General features: G+C 70.3%; 13 protein-coding genes. 4 read left to right on the top strand and 9 right to left on the bottom strand.

Features of this window, described 5'->3' with window-relative positions:
* Positions 1–70: 70 nt before the first annotated feature.
* The 4 genes from ACZ6WN_RS05210 to ACZ6WN_RS05195 form a co-directional block, all read right to left on the bottom strand.
* Positions 71–721: an HNH endonuclease family protein gene (locus tag ACZ6WN_RS05210; protein ID WP_465863135.1), complete on the bottom strand. Its 651-nt coding sequence runs from the start codon at positions 719–721 to the stop codon at positions 71–73.
* Positions 722–830: 109 nt separating this feature from the next.
* Positions 831–1643 (bottom strand): MBL fold metallo-hydrolase, encoded by an 813-nt coding sequence (locus tag ACZ6WN_RS05205; protein WP_465863133.1) that lies wholly within the window; start codon positions 1641–1643, stop codon positions 831–833.
* 64 nt (positions 1644–1707) lie between these two features.
* Positions 1708–2955, bottom strand: a complete 1248-nt coding sequence (locus ACZ6WN_RS05200) for a site-specific DNA-methyltransferase (protein WP_465863132.1) — start codon at positions 2953–2955, stop codon at positions 1708–1710.
* Positions 2956–2965: 10 nt separating this feature from the next.
* On the bottom strand, positions 2966–3544 hold the full coding sequence (locus ACZ6WN_RS05195) for a hypothetical protein (protein WP_465863131.1): 579 nt from the start codon (positions 3542–3544) through the stop codon (positions 2966–2968).
* A 77-nt stretch (positions 3545–3621) separates the two neighbouring features.
* Here ACZ6WN_RS05195 and ACZ6WN_RS05190 point away from each other — a divergent pair, with 77 nt between their 5' ends.
* The gene (locus ACZ6WN_RS05190) at positions 3622–4197 is read left to right on the top strand and encodes a mismatch-specific DNA-glycosylase (RefSeq protein ID WP_465863129.1); all 576 of its coding nucleotides are present in this window, start codon (positions 3622–3624) and stop codon (positions 4195–4197) included.
* A gap of 185 nt (positions 4198–4382) precedes the next feature.
* Here ACZ6WN_RS05190 and ACZ6WN_RS05185 read toward each other — a convergent pair whose 3' ends face one another.
* Positions 4383–5564 (bottom strand): hypothetical protein, encoded by a 1182-nt coding sequence (locus ACZ6WN_RS05185; RefSeq protein WP_465863128.1) that lies wholly within the window; start codon positions 5562–5564, stop codon positions 4383–4385.
* 141 nt (positions 5565–5705) lie between these two features.
* A complete protein-coding gene (locus ACZ6WN_RS05180; protein WP_465863127.1) occupies positions 5706–9683 on the bottom strand; it encodes a carboxypeptidase regulatory-like domain-containing protein in 3978 nt (1325 codons plus the stop codon).
* 412 nt (positions 9684–10095) lie between these two features.
* Between ACZ6WN_RS05180 and ACZ6WN_RS05175 the strand changes: the two genes are divergently transcribed.
* Entirely contained in the window at positions 10096–11916 is a 1821-nt protein-coding gene (locus tag ACZ6WN_RS05175) for a hypothetical protein (protein ID WP_465863125.1), read from the top strand.
* A gap of 16 nt (positions 11917–11932) precedes the next feature.
* On the opposite strand, the gene ACZ6WN_RS05170 is transcribed toward ACZ6WN_RS05175, so the two are convergent.
* Entirely contained in the window at positions 11933–12472 is a 540-nt protein-coding gene (locus tag ACZ6WN_RS05170; RefSeq protein ID WP_465863124.1) for a TOPRIM nucleotidyl transferase/hydrolase domain-containing protein, read from the bottom strand.
* 74 nt (positions 12473–12546) lie between these two features.
* Between ACZ6WN_RS05170 and ACZ6WN_RS05165 the strand changes: the two genes are divergently transcribed.
* Complete coding sequence (locus tag ACZ6WN_RS05165) at positions 12547–13296, top strand: helix-turn-helix domain-containing protein (protein ID WP_465863122.1); 750 nt, start codon at positions 12547–12549, stop codon at positions 13294–13296.
* Complete coding sequence (locus tag ACZ6WN_RS05160; protein ID WP_465863121.1) at positions 13290–14075, top strand: Fic family protein; 786 nt, start codon at positions 13290–13292, stop codon at positions 14073–14075. Before ACZ6WN_RS05165 ends, ACZ6WN_RS05160 begins: the two co-directional genes overlap by 7 nt.
* Before the next feature lie 3 nt (positions 14076–14078).
* Here ACZ6WN_RS05160 and ACZ6WN_RS05155 read toward each other — a convergent pair whose 3' ends face one another.
* Positions 14079–14693 (bottom strand): nucleoside/nucleotide kinase family protein, encoded by a 615-nt coding sequence (locus tag ACZ6WN_RS05155; protein ID WP_465863120.1) that lies wholly within the window; start codon positions 14691–14693, stop codon positions 14079–14081.
* Positions 14694–15123: 430 nt separating this feature from the next.
* Positions 15124–15801 (bottom strand): hypothetical protein, encoded by a 678-nt coding sequence (locus ACZ6WN_RS05150; protein WP_465863118.1) that lies wholly within the window; start codon positions 15799–15801, stop codon positions 15124–15126.
* Positions 15802–15869: the final 68 nt, after the last annotated feature.

Here is a 15869-nt window from a genome sequence, read left to right as displayed (position 1 = left end):
AGCCAGGAGCGACCGTGTTGGTTTCGACACGGCGGTCCACGGCCGAGCGTGTCGAAACCAACACAGCCGCCTATCGGGCGCGGGTCACCGAGACCGACTGGCTGCCACACCCGTTGGCGGAGGTGAGGCTGGTGAGGGCCGACTTCTCGGTGCTGTCGACGGAGAGGCGCCAGCGGATCTTCACCGAGACGAACTCCTTCAGGTAGCGGCACTTCTGCTGGTCGGGCATCCACCCGGCCGGGTCGGCGTCGGACTTCTCCTGGTTCTCGTTGTCGGTGACGCCGACGAGGGAGCCGTAGTAGCCGAGGTCGTTGGCGTAGTTCTTGCGCTCGGTCGAGGTCCAGGTGCGGGCCCCGGAGTCCCAGGCCTCCGCGAGCGGGACGATGTGGTCGATGTCGATGTCGCTGGTGGCGGTCCAGGACAGGCCGTCGTAGTAGGAGTACCAGCGGCCGCCCGAGAGCGAGCAGCCCGAGCCCACTGTGGGGGCCTCCTCGGCCTCCGCGATCAGCACCTCGTTGCGGGTGTTGCAGCCGTCGCCGTCGGCGTCGATCCAGTGCTGGAAGAGGTCACGGCTGTAGCCGGTGCGGTTCTCCGCCGCGACCGGGAGGTCGCCGATGGCAGTCGAGAGCGGCTGGGAGTAGGTCTCGGCGTGCGCTGCCGCCGGGATCGTGAGCGGCACGAGGGCGCCGCAGGCGAGGATGAACAGGCCACGGAGTTTCATGGGGGTCTCCCGAGGTGAGATGTTCGGTCGCCCCCAGACGATGCCGCTTTTTACGCGGCCCGTGTAACGCGGTTACCAGATGTATCGAGAAGTTCACCCAGCGGTGCGATCACGCCGAGATGAACGGCTCCGTCAGGTGCGGCGTCGCCAGGTGCAGCGTGGTGCCGGCTTCGCGGCCGAGCATGCCCTCCCTCGAGCGCCTGGCCGCCTCGGGGTCGACCTCGTGCGAGTAGGCGAGCTCGGGATGGAGCAGCTGGAGCGCGTGTACGAGGAGGTCGCCGGTGACGAGCGCCAGCTCACGCCCGTCAGCGACCAGCACGCTCTGGTGCCCCGGCGTATGACCCGGCGTGGCGACCGCCCGCCCGGCGCGCAGGGGCGTGTCGCCGTCGAGGAGCCGGAGCCGACCGGCCGCCGCGAGCGGGTCGGTGAGAGTCTCGCGAAGCTGGGGGTTGAGCGCGTCGAGCGCGTCGTACTCAGCCTGCTGGAGCAGGTAGTCGGCGTTCGGGAAGTAGGGGCGGCGACCGGCGGCCTCGGTCACGACCGCCCAGCCGACGTGGTCGGTGTGCAGATGCGTGAGCACCACGGTGTCGACCTCGGCCGGGTCGATGCCCGCGGCGTCGAGCGACCGAGGAAGCACGCCGGGCACTGGCGCCCAGGACGCGGCCGGACCGTCCGCCGGACCGATCCCGGCGTCCACGACGGTGATGCCCTTGTCGCCGCGGATCGCAAAGGCACGGAACTGAAGCCGCCAGCGGCCCTCGGCGTCGACCGCGCCCGGGTCGTAACGGTCGGCCTCGGCCCACTGAGCGGCCGTGGCGTCGGGAAAGGCATCGGCGCGCGGGGAGAAGAACGGGCCCTCGCCGTCGGCGAGGGTGATGATCTCGGTCGAGCCGATCCGGAGGCGGGGAACGCTGAGGGCCACGGTCGGGATCCTGCCATGCCTTCCACGCGGTGATGGGGTGTCCACCACCTCGCCATCCCGCGTTCTACGCACCCCGCGTCACAGCGTCACCGGATGCTGCGCGAAGCTCGCTCAGCTCGCGCTCGACCAACCCCTTCGCGCCGCCGTTGCCGTGGGCCTCGACCACGGCTCGCAGCCGAGCCCGGGTGACGTCGGAGACGTACGCCATCTCGGCCTTGGCCGCGTTCGAGCCCGGCCGGGTCGTCTCGGCGATCTGCACCGACCAGCAGGTACGCCGCGCCCCGTCCTCCACGTTGGCGAGCGCCACCGCGTGGCCGGTGGTGCCGGACCCGGCGAAGAAGTCGAGGACCCGCGCGTCGGTCGGCATCGTGGCCAGGATGCGGCGGATCAGGCCGGTCGGTTTCGGCGACTCGAACAACGGCCCCACCAGGGCCTTCAGCTCCGCGACGGCGGAGTCGGTCGAGCCGATCTCCTCGGCCATCCAGATCGTGGTGAGCTTCTTGCGCCTCGCCTCGCCGGAGGCGTCGCGGGAGAGCCAGTCGCGCTGGTAGACGTCGACCCGCTCCCCCAGCTTGCCGCGTACGCGACGGCACAGCAGATCGTCGGGGCGGGCCGCGATCAGCGGGGCGCTCCACCGCCACACCGCCGGGCGACCGTCGCCGAAGACCGGCCAGATCTCCTGGCCACCGTCGAACGGCTCGACCGCGACGCGACCGGAGTCCGGGTCGCCCCACACCGGGAAGTGGAGCGTCCGGGCGGTCGCCGGGTTGAACTTCTTGTTGGTGTTGCGCAGCGGCAGCCGACGGTAGTGGCGGCCGTCGTCGGTGACGAGCGGGAAGTCCTGCTCGTTGACGGCCTCCGGGATGCTCGACTCCAGCGCGCAGGCGCGGGCGTCCTTGGCGTAGACCAGCAGATATTCGTGGGACGTCGCGAACCCGTTGCCGAGCTGGCGGCCCTTCGGGTTGAGGTTGACCACGATCTGCGCGAGCTGGTTGCGCTCCTCGAAGACCTCGTCCATCAGCACCTTGAGGTGGGCGGCCTCGTTGTCGTCGATGGAGACGTAGATCGCCGCGCGCTCCGACATGACGGTGCGCGCCGCCTGCAGCCGGGGCCTCATCATCGCGACCCAGGCCTCGTGGCGGCCTGCGCGCCGGCCGTCCTCACCGCGCCGGTCGTCGTGGTAGGCGAAGAGGCTGCCGGTGTTGTAGGGCGGGTCGATGTAGATCAGGTCGAACTTCTCCCCCGCTCCCGAGAGCGCCCGCAGAACGTCGAGGTTGTCGCCCTCGACGAAGGTGTTCCACGGCTCCCGCACGCGGGGAACGTTAGCCGACGGGCAGGTCGGTGCTCAGCAACGCGACCGATCGCTCGGCCACCAGGCACTGGATCTTGGTGCTCTTCGGCGGGGTGATGTTCAGGACCACGTCCGCACCGCTCGTCGCGGCGGTGATGGTCGCCGGGTCCGGCGCCTCGCATCCGTCGTAGACCGTCTGGGCATAGAGCCGCTGGCCCGCCGGGACGTGGGCGAGCAGCGTGGTCGCCTTCGTGGTGAAGGGGTCCTGGAGCGAGGTGCCGAGGGTGGCTGCGTACGCCTTGACCGCAGCCTCGTCCGGAAGCGGGGTCGCGGTCTTCTCCAGGTCGCCCTCGGCCGCGCCACCGGCGGAGACCAGGCCCCGCACGGGCTTCTCCGAGCTCGGCGGACGGGACGGCTCGGGCTGAGGCTTGGGCTTCGGGGTCCCGGACGGGGAGGACGAGGACGGCGAGGGCGAGGGCGACGCCGGCGTCGAGGTGGCCGAAGGCGATGGGCTCGAGTCCGGGTCGCTCGCCTCCTCGGAGGTGCCGCAGGCGGTGAGCAGGAGCGCCGTCGCAGCGAGTGCGAGTGGGAGATGACGCGTGGGGTGCATATTCCACATACTCCCCACGGCACCCGGCTGTTGCACCCCCGACGGCCCGGTCGTTACCGAGATGGAAAGATCACGCCGTGGCCCGCTTCACCCAGGCCGAGCTCCAGACCTACTACGGCGCCTCGGTCCCCGACCTCCTTCCGGCAGACGACCAGCCGCTGCGCCTCCTCTTCGTCGGCATCAACCCCGGCCTGTGGACCGCAGCGACCCAGACGCACTTCGCGCACCCGCTCAACCGGTTCTACCCGGCGATCTTCCGTGCCGGGATCACCACCCGCCCGATCGACGCCTCCGCCGGGATGACACCGGAGGACCGCGACTACTTCCGGGACCGGGGCATCGGCTTCACCAACATCGTGCGGCGCGCCACGGCGAAGGCCTCCGAGCTCACCAACGCCGAGCTCAAGGAGGGCGGGGCCGAGCTGTTCTCCCTGGTCGCGCGCCGTAAACCGGCCGTCGTCGCGATCGCCGGGATCACCGCCTACCGGACCGCGTTCAACCGCCCGAAGGCCAAGCAGGGCCGCCAGCCCGAGCCGCTGGCCGGCGCCGAGCTCTGGGTCGTACCCAACCCCTCCGGCCTCAACGCCCACGAGACCGTGCCCACCCTCGCCGCCGCGTACGCCGATGCCGCTCGCGCCGCCGGGCTGATCTAACCGGCCGAGACGTCACCCCCGTCGGCCGAAGCGTCACCCCCGTCGTTCGAGGCGTCACTCCCGTCGTTCGAGTGCGCACGCGCGTGCCAACTCGGCCGACGAAAGTGACGCTTCGGCCGACCTAACCGACGCCTCGGCCGACCTAACCGACGCCTCGGCCGACCTAACCGACGTCTCGCCGGGGGTCAGAAACCGGACGGCGGCTCGGGAAGCTCGGGGACCCCGAGCTTGGCGAGCAGCGCGACCGCGTCCTCGGCCGAGACCCGGGAGGCCTGGGAGTGGAGCATGTCGTCGACCGCGAGGTCGACCTCGGCGGTGAGGCACACGAGCACGTCCTCCCCCTCGGCGTCGGCCGGCCCCTGGAACGCGACGACCGGCAGGTAGGCGAGGTCGAGCGAGGCGGCCTTCTGCAGGACGCGTACGGCAGCGAGCACCTCGCCGCGCGGATCGCTGACCTCGAGGGCACGATCGTCGACGGACGCCGTCCCCGAGGCGGGCACCGAGACCACCCCGGCGGTCGAGGGGATGTCGTACTGCTCCACCACGGCGATCCCGCCGGGGTGCACCACGACGGCCTCGATCTCGCGGCCGGAGACCGGCACGTTGAGCACCACCAGCGCCGACTCGAGCTGACCGAGCGCCTGGCGCAGCTTCTCCTCGCCGAAGGTCTCCGGCGCGCCGAGGTCGAGCATCCAGCCGCCCGCGGGGGTGGCCACCCAGGCGGCGGTCTCCTGCTCCTTCAGCGCGACCAGCTTCTCGGCCTCCTGGCGCAGCCGGTCCCGCTCGAGCGCGGCGTCGTGGGCCCGTCGCCGCTCGTCGTCGAGCTCGGCGCGCAGCATCGCGACCTCGCTCTCGGCCAGCTGCTGCAGCTCACGGCGCCGCTCGGCCTCTCGGGCACGCTCCTCGGCCGCCTGCTTCTCGGCCCGCAGCCGGGCGACCTCGAAGCGGCGTACGCCCTCCTCGAGCAGGCCGAGCGTGCGGTCGGAGACCGCGACGTCGGCGCCGGACGTCAGTCGGTCCCGCAGCGCACCCCAGTTGACCTCGGGGTGGTCGGTGACCAGCGCGTCCAGCACCTTCAGGAGTACGTCGCCCTCGACACCGAAGCGCGTGGCCAGGCTCGTCTGGTTGAACCTCACCGGAGCGGCCGGCGCAGCAGCAGGCGCAGCAGGCGCGGCGGGCGCCGCCGGCGCCAGGCTCCACTGCCCGGCCGGCCCTTCGACGAAGCCGCCGGAGCCGAGGACCTCGAGGAGCTCGGCCTCGGTGAGCAGGACGCGCTTGCCTTTCAGCGCAGCACGGAGCACCGGCAGGCTCAACGGAGCCCGGACTCGGAGGATCTCGGCGACGGCCGGCATGGAGGAATGAGGCATAAGGGCTGATTAGGGGGTTGTTCTCGCAGGCGCGGCGATCGTACACCGGAGCACCGACAATCGAGCTCCGCAGCGAGCCTGTTGCACACAATCACGACAGGGCCCCGGACACCGACCGGTGTCCGGGGCCCCGGTGTGGAGCTAGTCGAGCGGCTTCAGGTCGAAGTCGTAGACGGTCGTCTGACCAGCCACGATCTGCGCCTTCTTGGTCGCCGGGATGAACCCGTCGGCCGCGACGACCACCTGGAGCGGCGCGTTGGACTTCTGCATCCAGTACCCGTAGGTGCCGTCCGCGTCCGTCCTCAGCGTCACGTCGTAGGAGATGCCGTCCAGGGCCACGACCGCACCCTCGAGCGGCTCACCCGAGCCCGTCACCGTGCCCGTGACCTTGCCCCAGCCGGAGGGCGCCTTCACGATCATGGTCGCCGGGACCGGCGCCACGGTGTAGGGCGTGTTGTTCCCGATGACCACGTCGGCCGTGTAGGTGCCCGGCTGGTCGACCGTGGCGGCGAACGTGGTGATCGCGGTGACCGACTTGCCCGGTGCCAGGGTGAACGACGGCGGCTGGACGTCCAGCCACGCGACGCCACCACCGCCGCCGGCCTCACCGGTCACATCGAGGATGATGTTGGAGTCGGGGAACCCGAGCTCCGCGGCGTCGGTCGGCTCCGGCGTACCGCAGGCGTCGGAGGCCAGGTAGGTCGGCGACGTCTCGGCGGCGGGGTTGCCGCCGAAGTAGACCGCGCCACCCGCGACCGAGACGACCAGGATGTCGTCCGGAGCGATCTCCGCGGAGGCCGCGATCGGCACCGTGTAGGTCGACCCGAAGTCGCTGGTCACCGTCGTGGTGCCCGACCCGATCGGGGTCAGGTTGGCGAAGGTGAACGCAGCACCCTCCGGCAACGTGTAGAGCGTCGCCGTCACCGGCGTGTTCCCGTTGGCCGTCTCCTGGACCGCGAAGCTCACGCTGGTGGGCGTGAAGCCACCGGAGATCCCGAAGTCACCCGGCGAGTAGGTGCGCAGGATGGTCGTGGTTCCCGAGGGGCACGCGACCGAGCTGGACTGCACGACCTCGTGCGAGCTCGAGTGGGACAGGGTCGTCTCACCCGCAGGCGTCGGCGCGAGCGCCGTGACCGAGGGCTGACCCGACGTACCGAGCTTGCTCCCCGGCTTCGAGGAGGTCAGACCGCTCGACTTCGACGCCGAGCCCGACTTCGTCTCGACCGCCGTGGCCTTCTTGGTGACGCTCTTGGTGACGCCGGCCGAGGCGGTCTTGTCACCCAGGATGACGACCTCCTCGCCGGTGGCACCCAGATCGACCTCGGCGGGCGCGGACCCGTTGTTGGTGATCTTCAGGTTGCGCGAGACCGAGCCACCCATCGCGAGGCTGGCGTTCAGCGCCGTCTGGGTGACGGCGAGGCGGCCGGCCTTGAGCTGGGCGTTGGAGGTGAGCGTGGTGTCCTCGGCGACGGTGAGGTTGCGGCTGATGGCCTCGTAGTCGGGCGCGGTGAAGCTCACGCCGTACTTACCGGTCACCAGGTCGACGCTGTAGGAGCCGTCGGCGCCGGTCTCGATCGTCTTGGCGGACCCACCGGCGGTCGGGGTCAGGGTGACCTCCGCGCCGTCGATACCCTCCTTGGTGTTGTAGTCCTTGACGACACCGGAGACCGTGCCCATCGGGGCCAGGTCGAAGGTGATCGACTTGTTGTCGCTCAGCGACGCGGTGTTGAGGGAGAACTGCGTGGCGATCGTGCCGGCAGCGTTCTCGATACCGATCGTGGCCGAGTTGCCGCGGCCCCGGTCCGTGCTGGGCAGGTCGCCGTACCCGAGCTCGACCCGGCCGTCCTCGAAGAGGGTGACCGAGAAGTCGAGCAGCTGGTCCGAGCCGTTCAGCGGGTAGACGTCGCGCCACTCGATGACGAACGCGTCCTCACCGCCGACCGTCGTCGCCCCGGTGAACACGTCAGCCGCGCCTCGGGCGTCGAGGTCGTCCCAGAAGGGATAGATCGCGGCGTTCGGCACGGCCGTGGACGGGATCGCCCCGTTGCCGTAGGCGGTGCTGGAGGCGAGGAAGTTCACGTGACCGTTGGAGGCCACGTACGCCTTGGCGTAGCTGCCGCCGTAGAGCGGGAAGCTGAACGGCAGGTCGACCGAGGCGGCCGCGTCGTCACCCTCGAGCCCGAGCGCGGTGGTGCCGGTGCGTACGCCGCTCGAACCCTCCGAGCAGAAGTAGCCGTAGTCGTCGTAGGAGAAGACCACCTTCACGTTGTAGGTCTTGTTGCCCCCGACGACGAGCTCGGCGCTCGTCGCCTCGGCGCAGCCGGACCCCTCGGTGAAGATCGTGTACGTCCCCTCCGGGACACCCGCGAACGAGTAGGTCCCGTCGGCACCCGAGGTCGCGGACAGGTTGCCCGGCGACAGCTGGACCTCGGCACCCGCGATCGGGGCGTTGGTGCTGGCGTTGGTGACCGCGCCGCTGACCGTGTACTTCGTGGCCTCGGCGAGGTCGAAGTCGACGGTCGTGGTGGCGTCCTCGGTGACCGTCGCGGTCCCGGTCTCGGTGACGAAGCCGAAGGCGGAGGTGGTCACCTCGTAGTCACCGACGTAGACGTCGGCCGAGAAGTGGCCCTCGGCGTCGGTCGTGAGGGTGCGGTCGAGAGCCTCGCCGTCGAGCTCGACGGTCGCGCCCTCGATCGGGTCGCCGCCACTGGTGACGGTGCCGGCGACCGTGCCGCCCTCGGCCGGAGCCAGGGCGATCAGGCGCGCCAGGTCGAGGTAGCCCTCGCCGTACACGTTGTTGTTCTCGGCGGTGCCACCGCAGGTGGTGTCGTCGACGTCGGTCGCCGCCTCGTTGAGCAGGCGGCGGGTCTCCTCGACGTTGCCGATCAGGGTGGGGTTGTAGCTCCACAGCGCGGCGACGGCGCCCGCGAGGTGCGGCGCGGCCATCGAGGTGCCGTTGTAGTTGGCGTAGCCACCACCGGGGACGGACGAGCGTACGTTCACGCCCGGCGCCGCGATGTTGGGCTTGGTCAGACCGTCCTGACCCGGACCGCGGCCCGAGAAGGAGGCGACGGCGCCGGAGGAGTCGACCGCACCCACCGAGTAGGTGAGCGTGTTCGCGCCCGGGGAGGACGTCCCCTGGCACATCGAGCCCGGGTTGCCGGAGGCCCACGAGGAGAACTGTCCGGCTGCGTTCCAGGCGGCGTTCACGTCGTCGAAGAAGGAGTCGATGTAGCCGACGCCGTTCCAGCCCCAGGAGTTGTTGATGACGTGCGGACGCTTGGAGACGTCCGGGTTCGCCCCGTCGGAGTCGGTCGGCTCCAGGAGCCACCAGCCCGAGTCGAGGAGACCGGCGTCGGTGCCGCAGCAGCCGTTGGTCTCGATCCACTCGGCGTCGGGCGCGACACCGATCTGGTTGCCGGCGCCGTCGTCGCCGACCATGGTGCCCATGGTGTGGGTGCCGTGGCCGTCGAGGTCGCAGGGACCGCTGGAGCAGTCGCCGTAGGCGTCGAACCAGTTGTAGTCGTGGGTGAAGGTGCCGTCACCGTTGTTGCCGCGGTAGTGGTTCACCAGGGCCGGGTGGGTGTAGTCGGTGCCGGAGTCGACGCTGGAGACGACGATGCCGGCGCCGGTGGCACCCTGTGACCAGGCCTCAGGAGCGTTGATGAAGTCGATGCCCCACTCGATGCCCTGCGGCGCCTTGGTGGCGGCCTCCTCCTTGACCGGCTCCACGAGCGAGAGCTTGGCCCGCTCGTGGACGGTCTTGATCTCCGGGTCGGCGGCCAGCTTCAGCGCCAGGTCCTCGGAGCCGTCCTTCACCAGGATCGCGTTCGAGATCGCGTACGTCTTGTAGTCGACCTTGGCGGCTTCGAGCTCGGCGACGGCGCCGGCCTGAGATGCCTTCGCCGTCTTCTCCAGAGCATCGACGACGTACTGGCCGCGGTCGGTCCAGTCCTTGATGGAGGAGGCGGGACCGAGGTTGGCCCTGTCGGAGAAGCGGAGCCAGAAGTCGGTCGAGTCCGACTTCTCGAACTTCGACTCGAGGGTGGACGTGAGCTTGGCCGCGGGGGCCTTGTCGTCGGCTGTAGGGGTGCCGGCGAATGCGGGGGTGGCAAGCATCGCAGCCGCTGCGGCGAGTATGCCTGTGGCTGCTACGGCCGATCGGCCGAGGCGTGAATATCTCAAGGTGGGTCTCCTTGCGGAAACCGTCGGCAGAGCCCGTGAACAGATCGTGCACATTTCCCGGGTAATGCGGACGGATCGATTATTGCCACGGGAAACCGTTCTCCAGATTTGTTACAGGCGCAGTCATTCGAGGTGCCGGAGCGCGGCAGATACCTGCCAATGTCGTAAAAGCGTCAAGCCTCTGGACAAGTTGGCGAGGCAAATATGACACGGTCGTGTCATTGACACCCACCCCCGGTATCGGCGTCAGCCGAATGCTCCGTCAAAGGCCGGGTCGTTGACGTAGATGCGCTTTCCGTTCGCTGTACGTTTTTGTGAAAGGAGGGGCATGTCTGCCATCAAACGCGTGACGAACACGTCCGAGGCCGAGGCGCTGGCGGCGTTGCTCAACGGCGACTCCCGCACGAAGCCGACGGTGGTGGTGACCGTCGCGTCCGGACATACCGACCCCTACGCCGACGTGGAGCGGATCGCGGCCGAGATCGGCGACCTCGCCGAGCTCTATCTGGTCACCACCGGCGGGCACACCTGGGCCTTCTCCAACAAGATGACGCCGGGCACGCAGGTCTACGGCGGTGCCGGCCGGGTCTATCCGGTCGGCCTGGGCTGGAACATCGATCTGAAGCAGGCGCCGCTGCGGTTCGCGTGGAACAGGTCCGAGGGCAAGAAGCTCACCGGGCAGCTCATCGACGACGCCCTCGACATGGCCGCGGCCGCCGGCCTCTTCGACAGCGCCCGCACCGCCTCCACCCGCGAGCGCCGAGCCGGCGCGGTGCTCTCGATCATGAGCGAGCGTGCGCTGGTCGACCTCGGTGGTGGCGACATGGCCTCGGTCCCGCCCCAGCTCGCCCAGGCCGGGGTGCCGATCGAGCGGGTCCTCGCCCCCGGCATGCACGTCGACGGCGTCCTGGAGAAGAAGTCACGCTGGCTCGACATCCGGGAGAGCCGTCCCACCGCGGAAGAGGCGCTGAAGACGTACGCCGCCGGGGACGTCGTCCCCGCCGAGGTCCGCTCCGTCCTCGCCGGCTCCGCGGACCTGCGGCTGCACCCCGACGTCACCGTCGAGCTCTTCCGCTCGGACGTGACCGACGACCCCGACGACGACCTCCAGGCGCTCCTCACCCCCGGTGAGGTCGTGCTCGCGCGGGTCGTCGCCACCGGACCGAGGTGGCGGCTGTCGCTGCGCGAGGTCCGCGAGCACGACACGGCCCGCGAGGCCCTTTCCCTGTACGCGGGTGGCCCGGCCTGGCTCGACCCGGATGCTCCGCCGCCCGCGGTCGTCGAGCACGTCGATCCCGCGCCCGCCGAGGTCGCTGAGGTGGGCGAGCCGGTCGTGACGGTCGAGACGGCGTCCGAGCCCGCTGCCGAGCCGGCTCCCGAGGTTCCGGCCAGGGCGGCGATCCCGAGCCCTGCGATGATGCCGCGGCGCAAGGGGGAGCCGGTCCGCGCGGTCCGTCCGGCGCCTCCGCCCTCGCCCGTGCCGGTGCCGGAGAAGGAGCAGGCGCCGGCGAAGAAGGCGGCGGTGCAGTCGATGTCGCTGCAGGTCACCGCGATCAAGGCCGAGAAGGCCCATCTCGAGGCCGAGCTGACCGAGCTCCGCGACCAAGTCTCCGGGCTGCGCAACGAGCGCGTTCAGTTCGCCAAGGACCTGGCGCGGGCCGCCCGTCAGGTCGAGACCCGCGACGCCGAGCTGGCCCGGATGCGCTCCCAGCTGCGCCGCGCCAAGCAGCGCACCGCGCCGCCCGAAGTCGCCCTCCCCGTCTTCGCCGACCGCGAGCGCGGCTTCCGTCACCTCGTCGAGGCCGCCTGGGCCCGCCGGATCCCGGTCGGCGAGCAGGCCACCCGGCCGCTGCCCGAGTTCGCCATCGGCGACCGGTTCCTCGACAGCGTCGACGCGCTCGAGGGCATCGCCCTCGACAAGATCGCCGACGTGGTCATGGAGGTGCTCACCGGTCTCGCGGAGCAGTCGACCGGGCGCGAGCTGCACCAGCTGCGTACCTCTGCCGGGGGCAATGCCGCGCCACAGTCCCGCCCCGACGGCGCGGTCTGCTTCCGGGTCTCGATGCAGATCCACACCCCCAGCGCCCGCCGGCTGCACTTCTGGAAGTGCCCCGACGGCACCATCGAGCTCTCCCGCGTCGTCGTCCACGACGACATGGAGCCCTAGCTCCCGAGCTCGGGCGTCAGCCCCAGCACCAGGTCAGCAGCCCGACCAGCGGGTCGGGGATGTGCTCGAGCTCGACGGCCTCGCCGAGGATCGTGCCGTAGCGGATCTTGCGTCCGGACGCGGTGCCGAAGAAGCGGTGCAGCTGGTCGGCGACCTCCTCGCCTCGGTGCTCGGGCTGGTTCTGCAGCGTACGGAACTTGCCGCCCTCGCCGTTGGCCTCGAGGATCTCGACGATCCGCGCCGCCCCGATCGCCCGGATCATCTCGTCCTCGAGGTCGCGGCGGCAGGCGAAGAACCCCTGTCCGGAGAGGTCCTCGCCGACCTGGCGGCCGAGCGCGTTGGCGACGAAGCGCTCCTCGGCCTCGTCGTAGAGCCCGCCGACCCGGTGTCCCGCCGCCGTCGTCTCCTTGATGAACCGCCCGGCGTTCCCGGCGCCGTTCATCGACACGACCTCGATCCCGAGCTCGGTCAGCTCGACCCCGTACCGCGGCGCCAGCGCCTCCACCAGAGCCTTGTCCGACTCCCCCTCGACAAGCAGCGTGATCGGTCGCGTCATGGCGCTCACCTTAGAAGAAGGTACGCCGCCGCGCCTGTTCCAGATATGCGACAAGCCGCCGTAGGGTTGCATATATGGAACAGGACGTCGGCCGCCTGGTCGCCGACTGCATCGAGCACTCGGGACTCAACGCGCGCCAGGTGGCGGCGCGCGCAGGCGTGGCCCCGTCCACGATCCACCGGATCCTCAACGGACAGGTCAGCCCGTCGGTCGCGACGCTCCACCACATCACCGCCGCCGCCGGCCTGGACCTGACGATGAGCGCCGCACCGCTCGCCTCCTCGGCAGCCGCCGCGGCGGCGCGCGCCATCCTCGACGAGCACTACCCGACCGAGGTGGACCCCGAGATCGGCCGGTGGGCCGACCGGCTCGACACCTGGGCCGACGGCGACGCGATCCAGATCATCGAGGAGGCGGCGCGCGCCTCCGGTGTCCTCCACCGGCCGGACGCGATCCGGCTCAGCGGTGAGGCCACCGTCGGCCGGCTCGCCTCCGCCGGTGACGCCTCGGGCGCGCGGTGGGCGCTCTCCGGCGCGGCCGGCCTCGACCTCCCGTCCTTCGACGAGGCCGTCCCGCGGATCTCCGTCCTGTGGTGCGAGGATCCGAGCGCTCTCCGTCCGCTGCTGGCCGGCGGAACGCTCCGACCGGCATCCGCCCCGCACCGGTCCACCGTGGTCGTCGCCGCCGCCGAACCCGACCTGTTCCTCGGCACCTTCGAACGTGATCGGGTCGTCTACGCGGCCCCGGTCCAGATCGTCATCGATGCCATCTCGGTCGGCGGCGACGCCGCGGCCCGCGCCCGCGAGGAGATCCGGACATGGTGACGAAGCAGCCCCGCTGGGCACCCGACCCCGAGACGTACGCCGCCCGCAAGGCAGCCACGTCCGACACCTATCGGGAGGTCCCGAACCGCGACGCCCAGGTGCGCGACACCGGCATGTGGTGGACCGAGGTCGACACCGACCGCCTCCGCCCGAGCGACGCCGAGGTCGCCTGGAGGCGGTTCCGGGCGAGCCTGCCCGAGCTGGTCTGGCACGCCGCGCGGCTCGAGGGCAACGCCTTCACCCTTCCCGAGGTCCGCACCCTCCTCGCGGGCATCACCGTCGGTGGCCGTAGCGCCGAGGACGAGCTGGAGGTGCTGGCGCTCAACGAGGCGTACGGCGCGCTCCGCGACCTGGTCGGCTACGGCAGGTTCCACATCGACAAATCAACGTCCGACCGTCTCAACCGCATCGTCGCCCGCCACGAGACGTCCGACGCCGGAAGGTTCCGCGGCGAAGGCACCCTGCGCCGCAGCGGCAGCGACCTGCTCCGCACCCGCTTCGCGGCGTTGCACGAGCGCCTGGCCGAGACCGACGACCCGCGGCTCCAGGCGCTGATCTACTTCTGCTCCGCCGCCCGGACCCGGTTCTACGCCGGCGGCAACCTGCGCACCGCCCTGCTGATGATGACCGGCATCCTGATCTCGAACGGCTTCGACGCCGTCACCATCCCCCACGTCCGGCGCCTCGAGCTCGACCACGCCCTCGACACGCTCTTCGAGACCGACGACGCCACCGAGCTGATGGCGTTCCTGGTCGACTGCGCCGCGTCCGAGGGCTGACGGCTACAGCACCAGATCCGCCCGATTCCGCGTCGCCCGCACAAGCGCGGCGTTGCGCAGATCGCTGTCGGCGATCTTCGCCTCCGCCTCCTCCCGCGACCTCCCGCCGGCGAGGAACCGCTCCAGCAACCTGGGCACGAGGACCTCGTCCGGGACATCGACGAACCATGCCTCGTCCAGCAGCCCGCGTACGTCTTTCCACGGCCCGTCCTCCAGCAGCAGGTAGTTGCCTTCGGTGATCACGACCAGCTCGTCCTCGATCACGACCCCGCCCGGGACGGGCTCGTCGATGACCCGACTGAACGTCGGCCACTCGACCCGCCGTCCCGCGCGAACCTGTCGCAGCGCCGCCACGAACCCGTCGGCATCGAAGGTGTCCGGCTCCCCCTTCCGCCCCCGCGCCCCCATCGCGTCCAGCTCCGCGTTGCTCCGGTGGAACCCGTCCATCGGCGCGACGACCGCGACGTTCCCGGTCTCGTTGAGTTGGTCTCGAAGCCGCTCGGCCAGCGTCGACTTCCCCGCCCCCGGCGGCCCGACGATCCCGAGCACGAACCTAACGCCCGCCTTCTCCCTCAGCTGATCCGCCAGCCGAAGTAGTCCGCTCTCACTGACGGTCAAAGTCAACCTCCACGACACCCCGAGGGCATCCGCCAATCGGGCTTTTACTAGACGATGACACCCTGTGAACCGACCGGTTGAGCCCGCCCCGTTCACGAACTGTCATCGTCCGGTAAGAGCATGGCCCCAGACCCGGTCCGTCACGACACCGCCACCTACAGCGGTGGAAGGTCCAGCCGCACGCCGCCGTCTTGGAGACCGACGTCGCGAAGCGGCACGAGCTCCACCCGGCCAGGCGCAGCCTCGAGATCGGGCGTACGTCGCCGCCCGACGAAGTTGCCCCCGGGTAGCGCTCCACGGTCGGACTCAACTCCCGGACGAACTCGAGGACATCGTTGCGGTAGCCACGCTCGTCGGCGGCGCGAAGTCACGTCGATGGTGGTACGTGCACGGGTCATCGAGCTCCGCGTCTCAACTTGGCCGGCGTCCCTCACCGGCCACCCCACATCGGGCGCCGCCGGGACTGGCCGCCTCCGCGCGCAGCCTCTGCACGGTCACGTATCTCTGCGGCCAACCCCTCGATGCCTCCCTCGACGCCGTCCAAGACGAGCATCTCGCCTTGAACGAGTCGAGCACACCACAATCGCGGAACCCGTCGCCTGTGGCGGACAGCAGAGCGATCGACAGGCACCACTCGTACGTCATCGACACGAGGCATCGCTGTTTCCACATCGCTGAGCGCGATCTCACTACGCAACCCGAACTGCTCGTTCACAATCCTGGTGGGCGTGAACCACACACCGCCGGGCCGGAAAAGACCGACGGCACGCAGGACAGGGAAACCCAAGAAGTACGCCGCCGGGAAGGCCGCCAGCACCGGCCAGAGCCAGTTCTCCTCGACGGCGCCGACGATGCCCATCACCAGAAACCAACCGCCGAGCAGGAGGAGCACGGCGTTGCTAACGACACTGCCTCGGTTTGCCCTGCGAGGCAGGAACCGTGCGGTTTCGTTGTCGAGGACGAAGTCACGCGCAGGGTACGCCGGCTTCTTCGGACGCGTGGCGAGAATCAAGCCGAAGCAGGAGATCAGAACGATCAGACCAAGCACGACCGGGAGTGACGACCATACGATGGTGAACGGCTCATCGTGGTAGTTCCTCAGGACCACAGCGCCTATGCCCACCGACGCCAATCCGGAGAAAGCGGCAAGCGCGCTACCAAACGGACCCGGGGTCT

It is taken from the genome of Nocardioides sp. NPDC054178 (genome assembly GCF_055585005.1).
The sequence above is the reverse complement of the archived record's forward strand: the minus strand, read 5'-3'. Positions and strand labels throughout refer to the sequence as shown.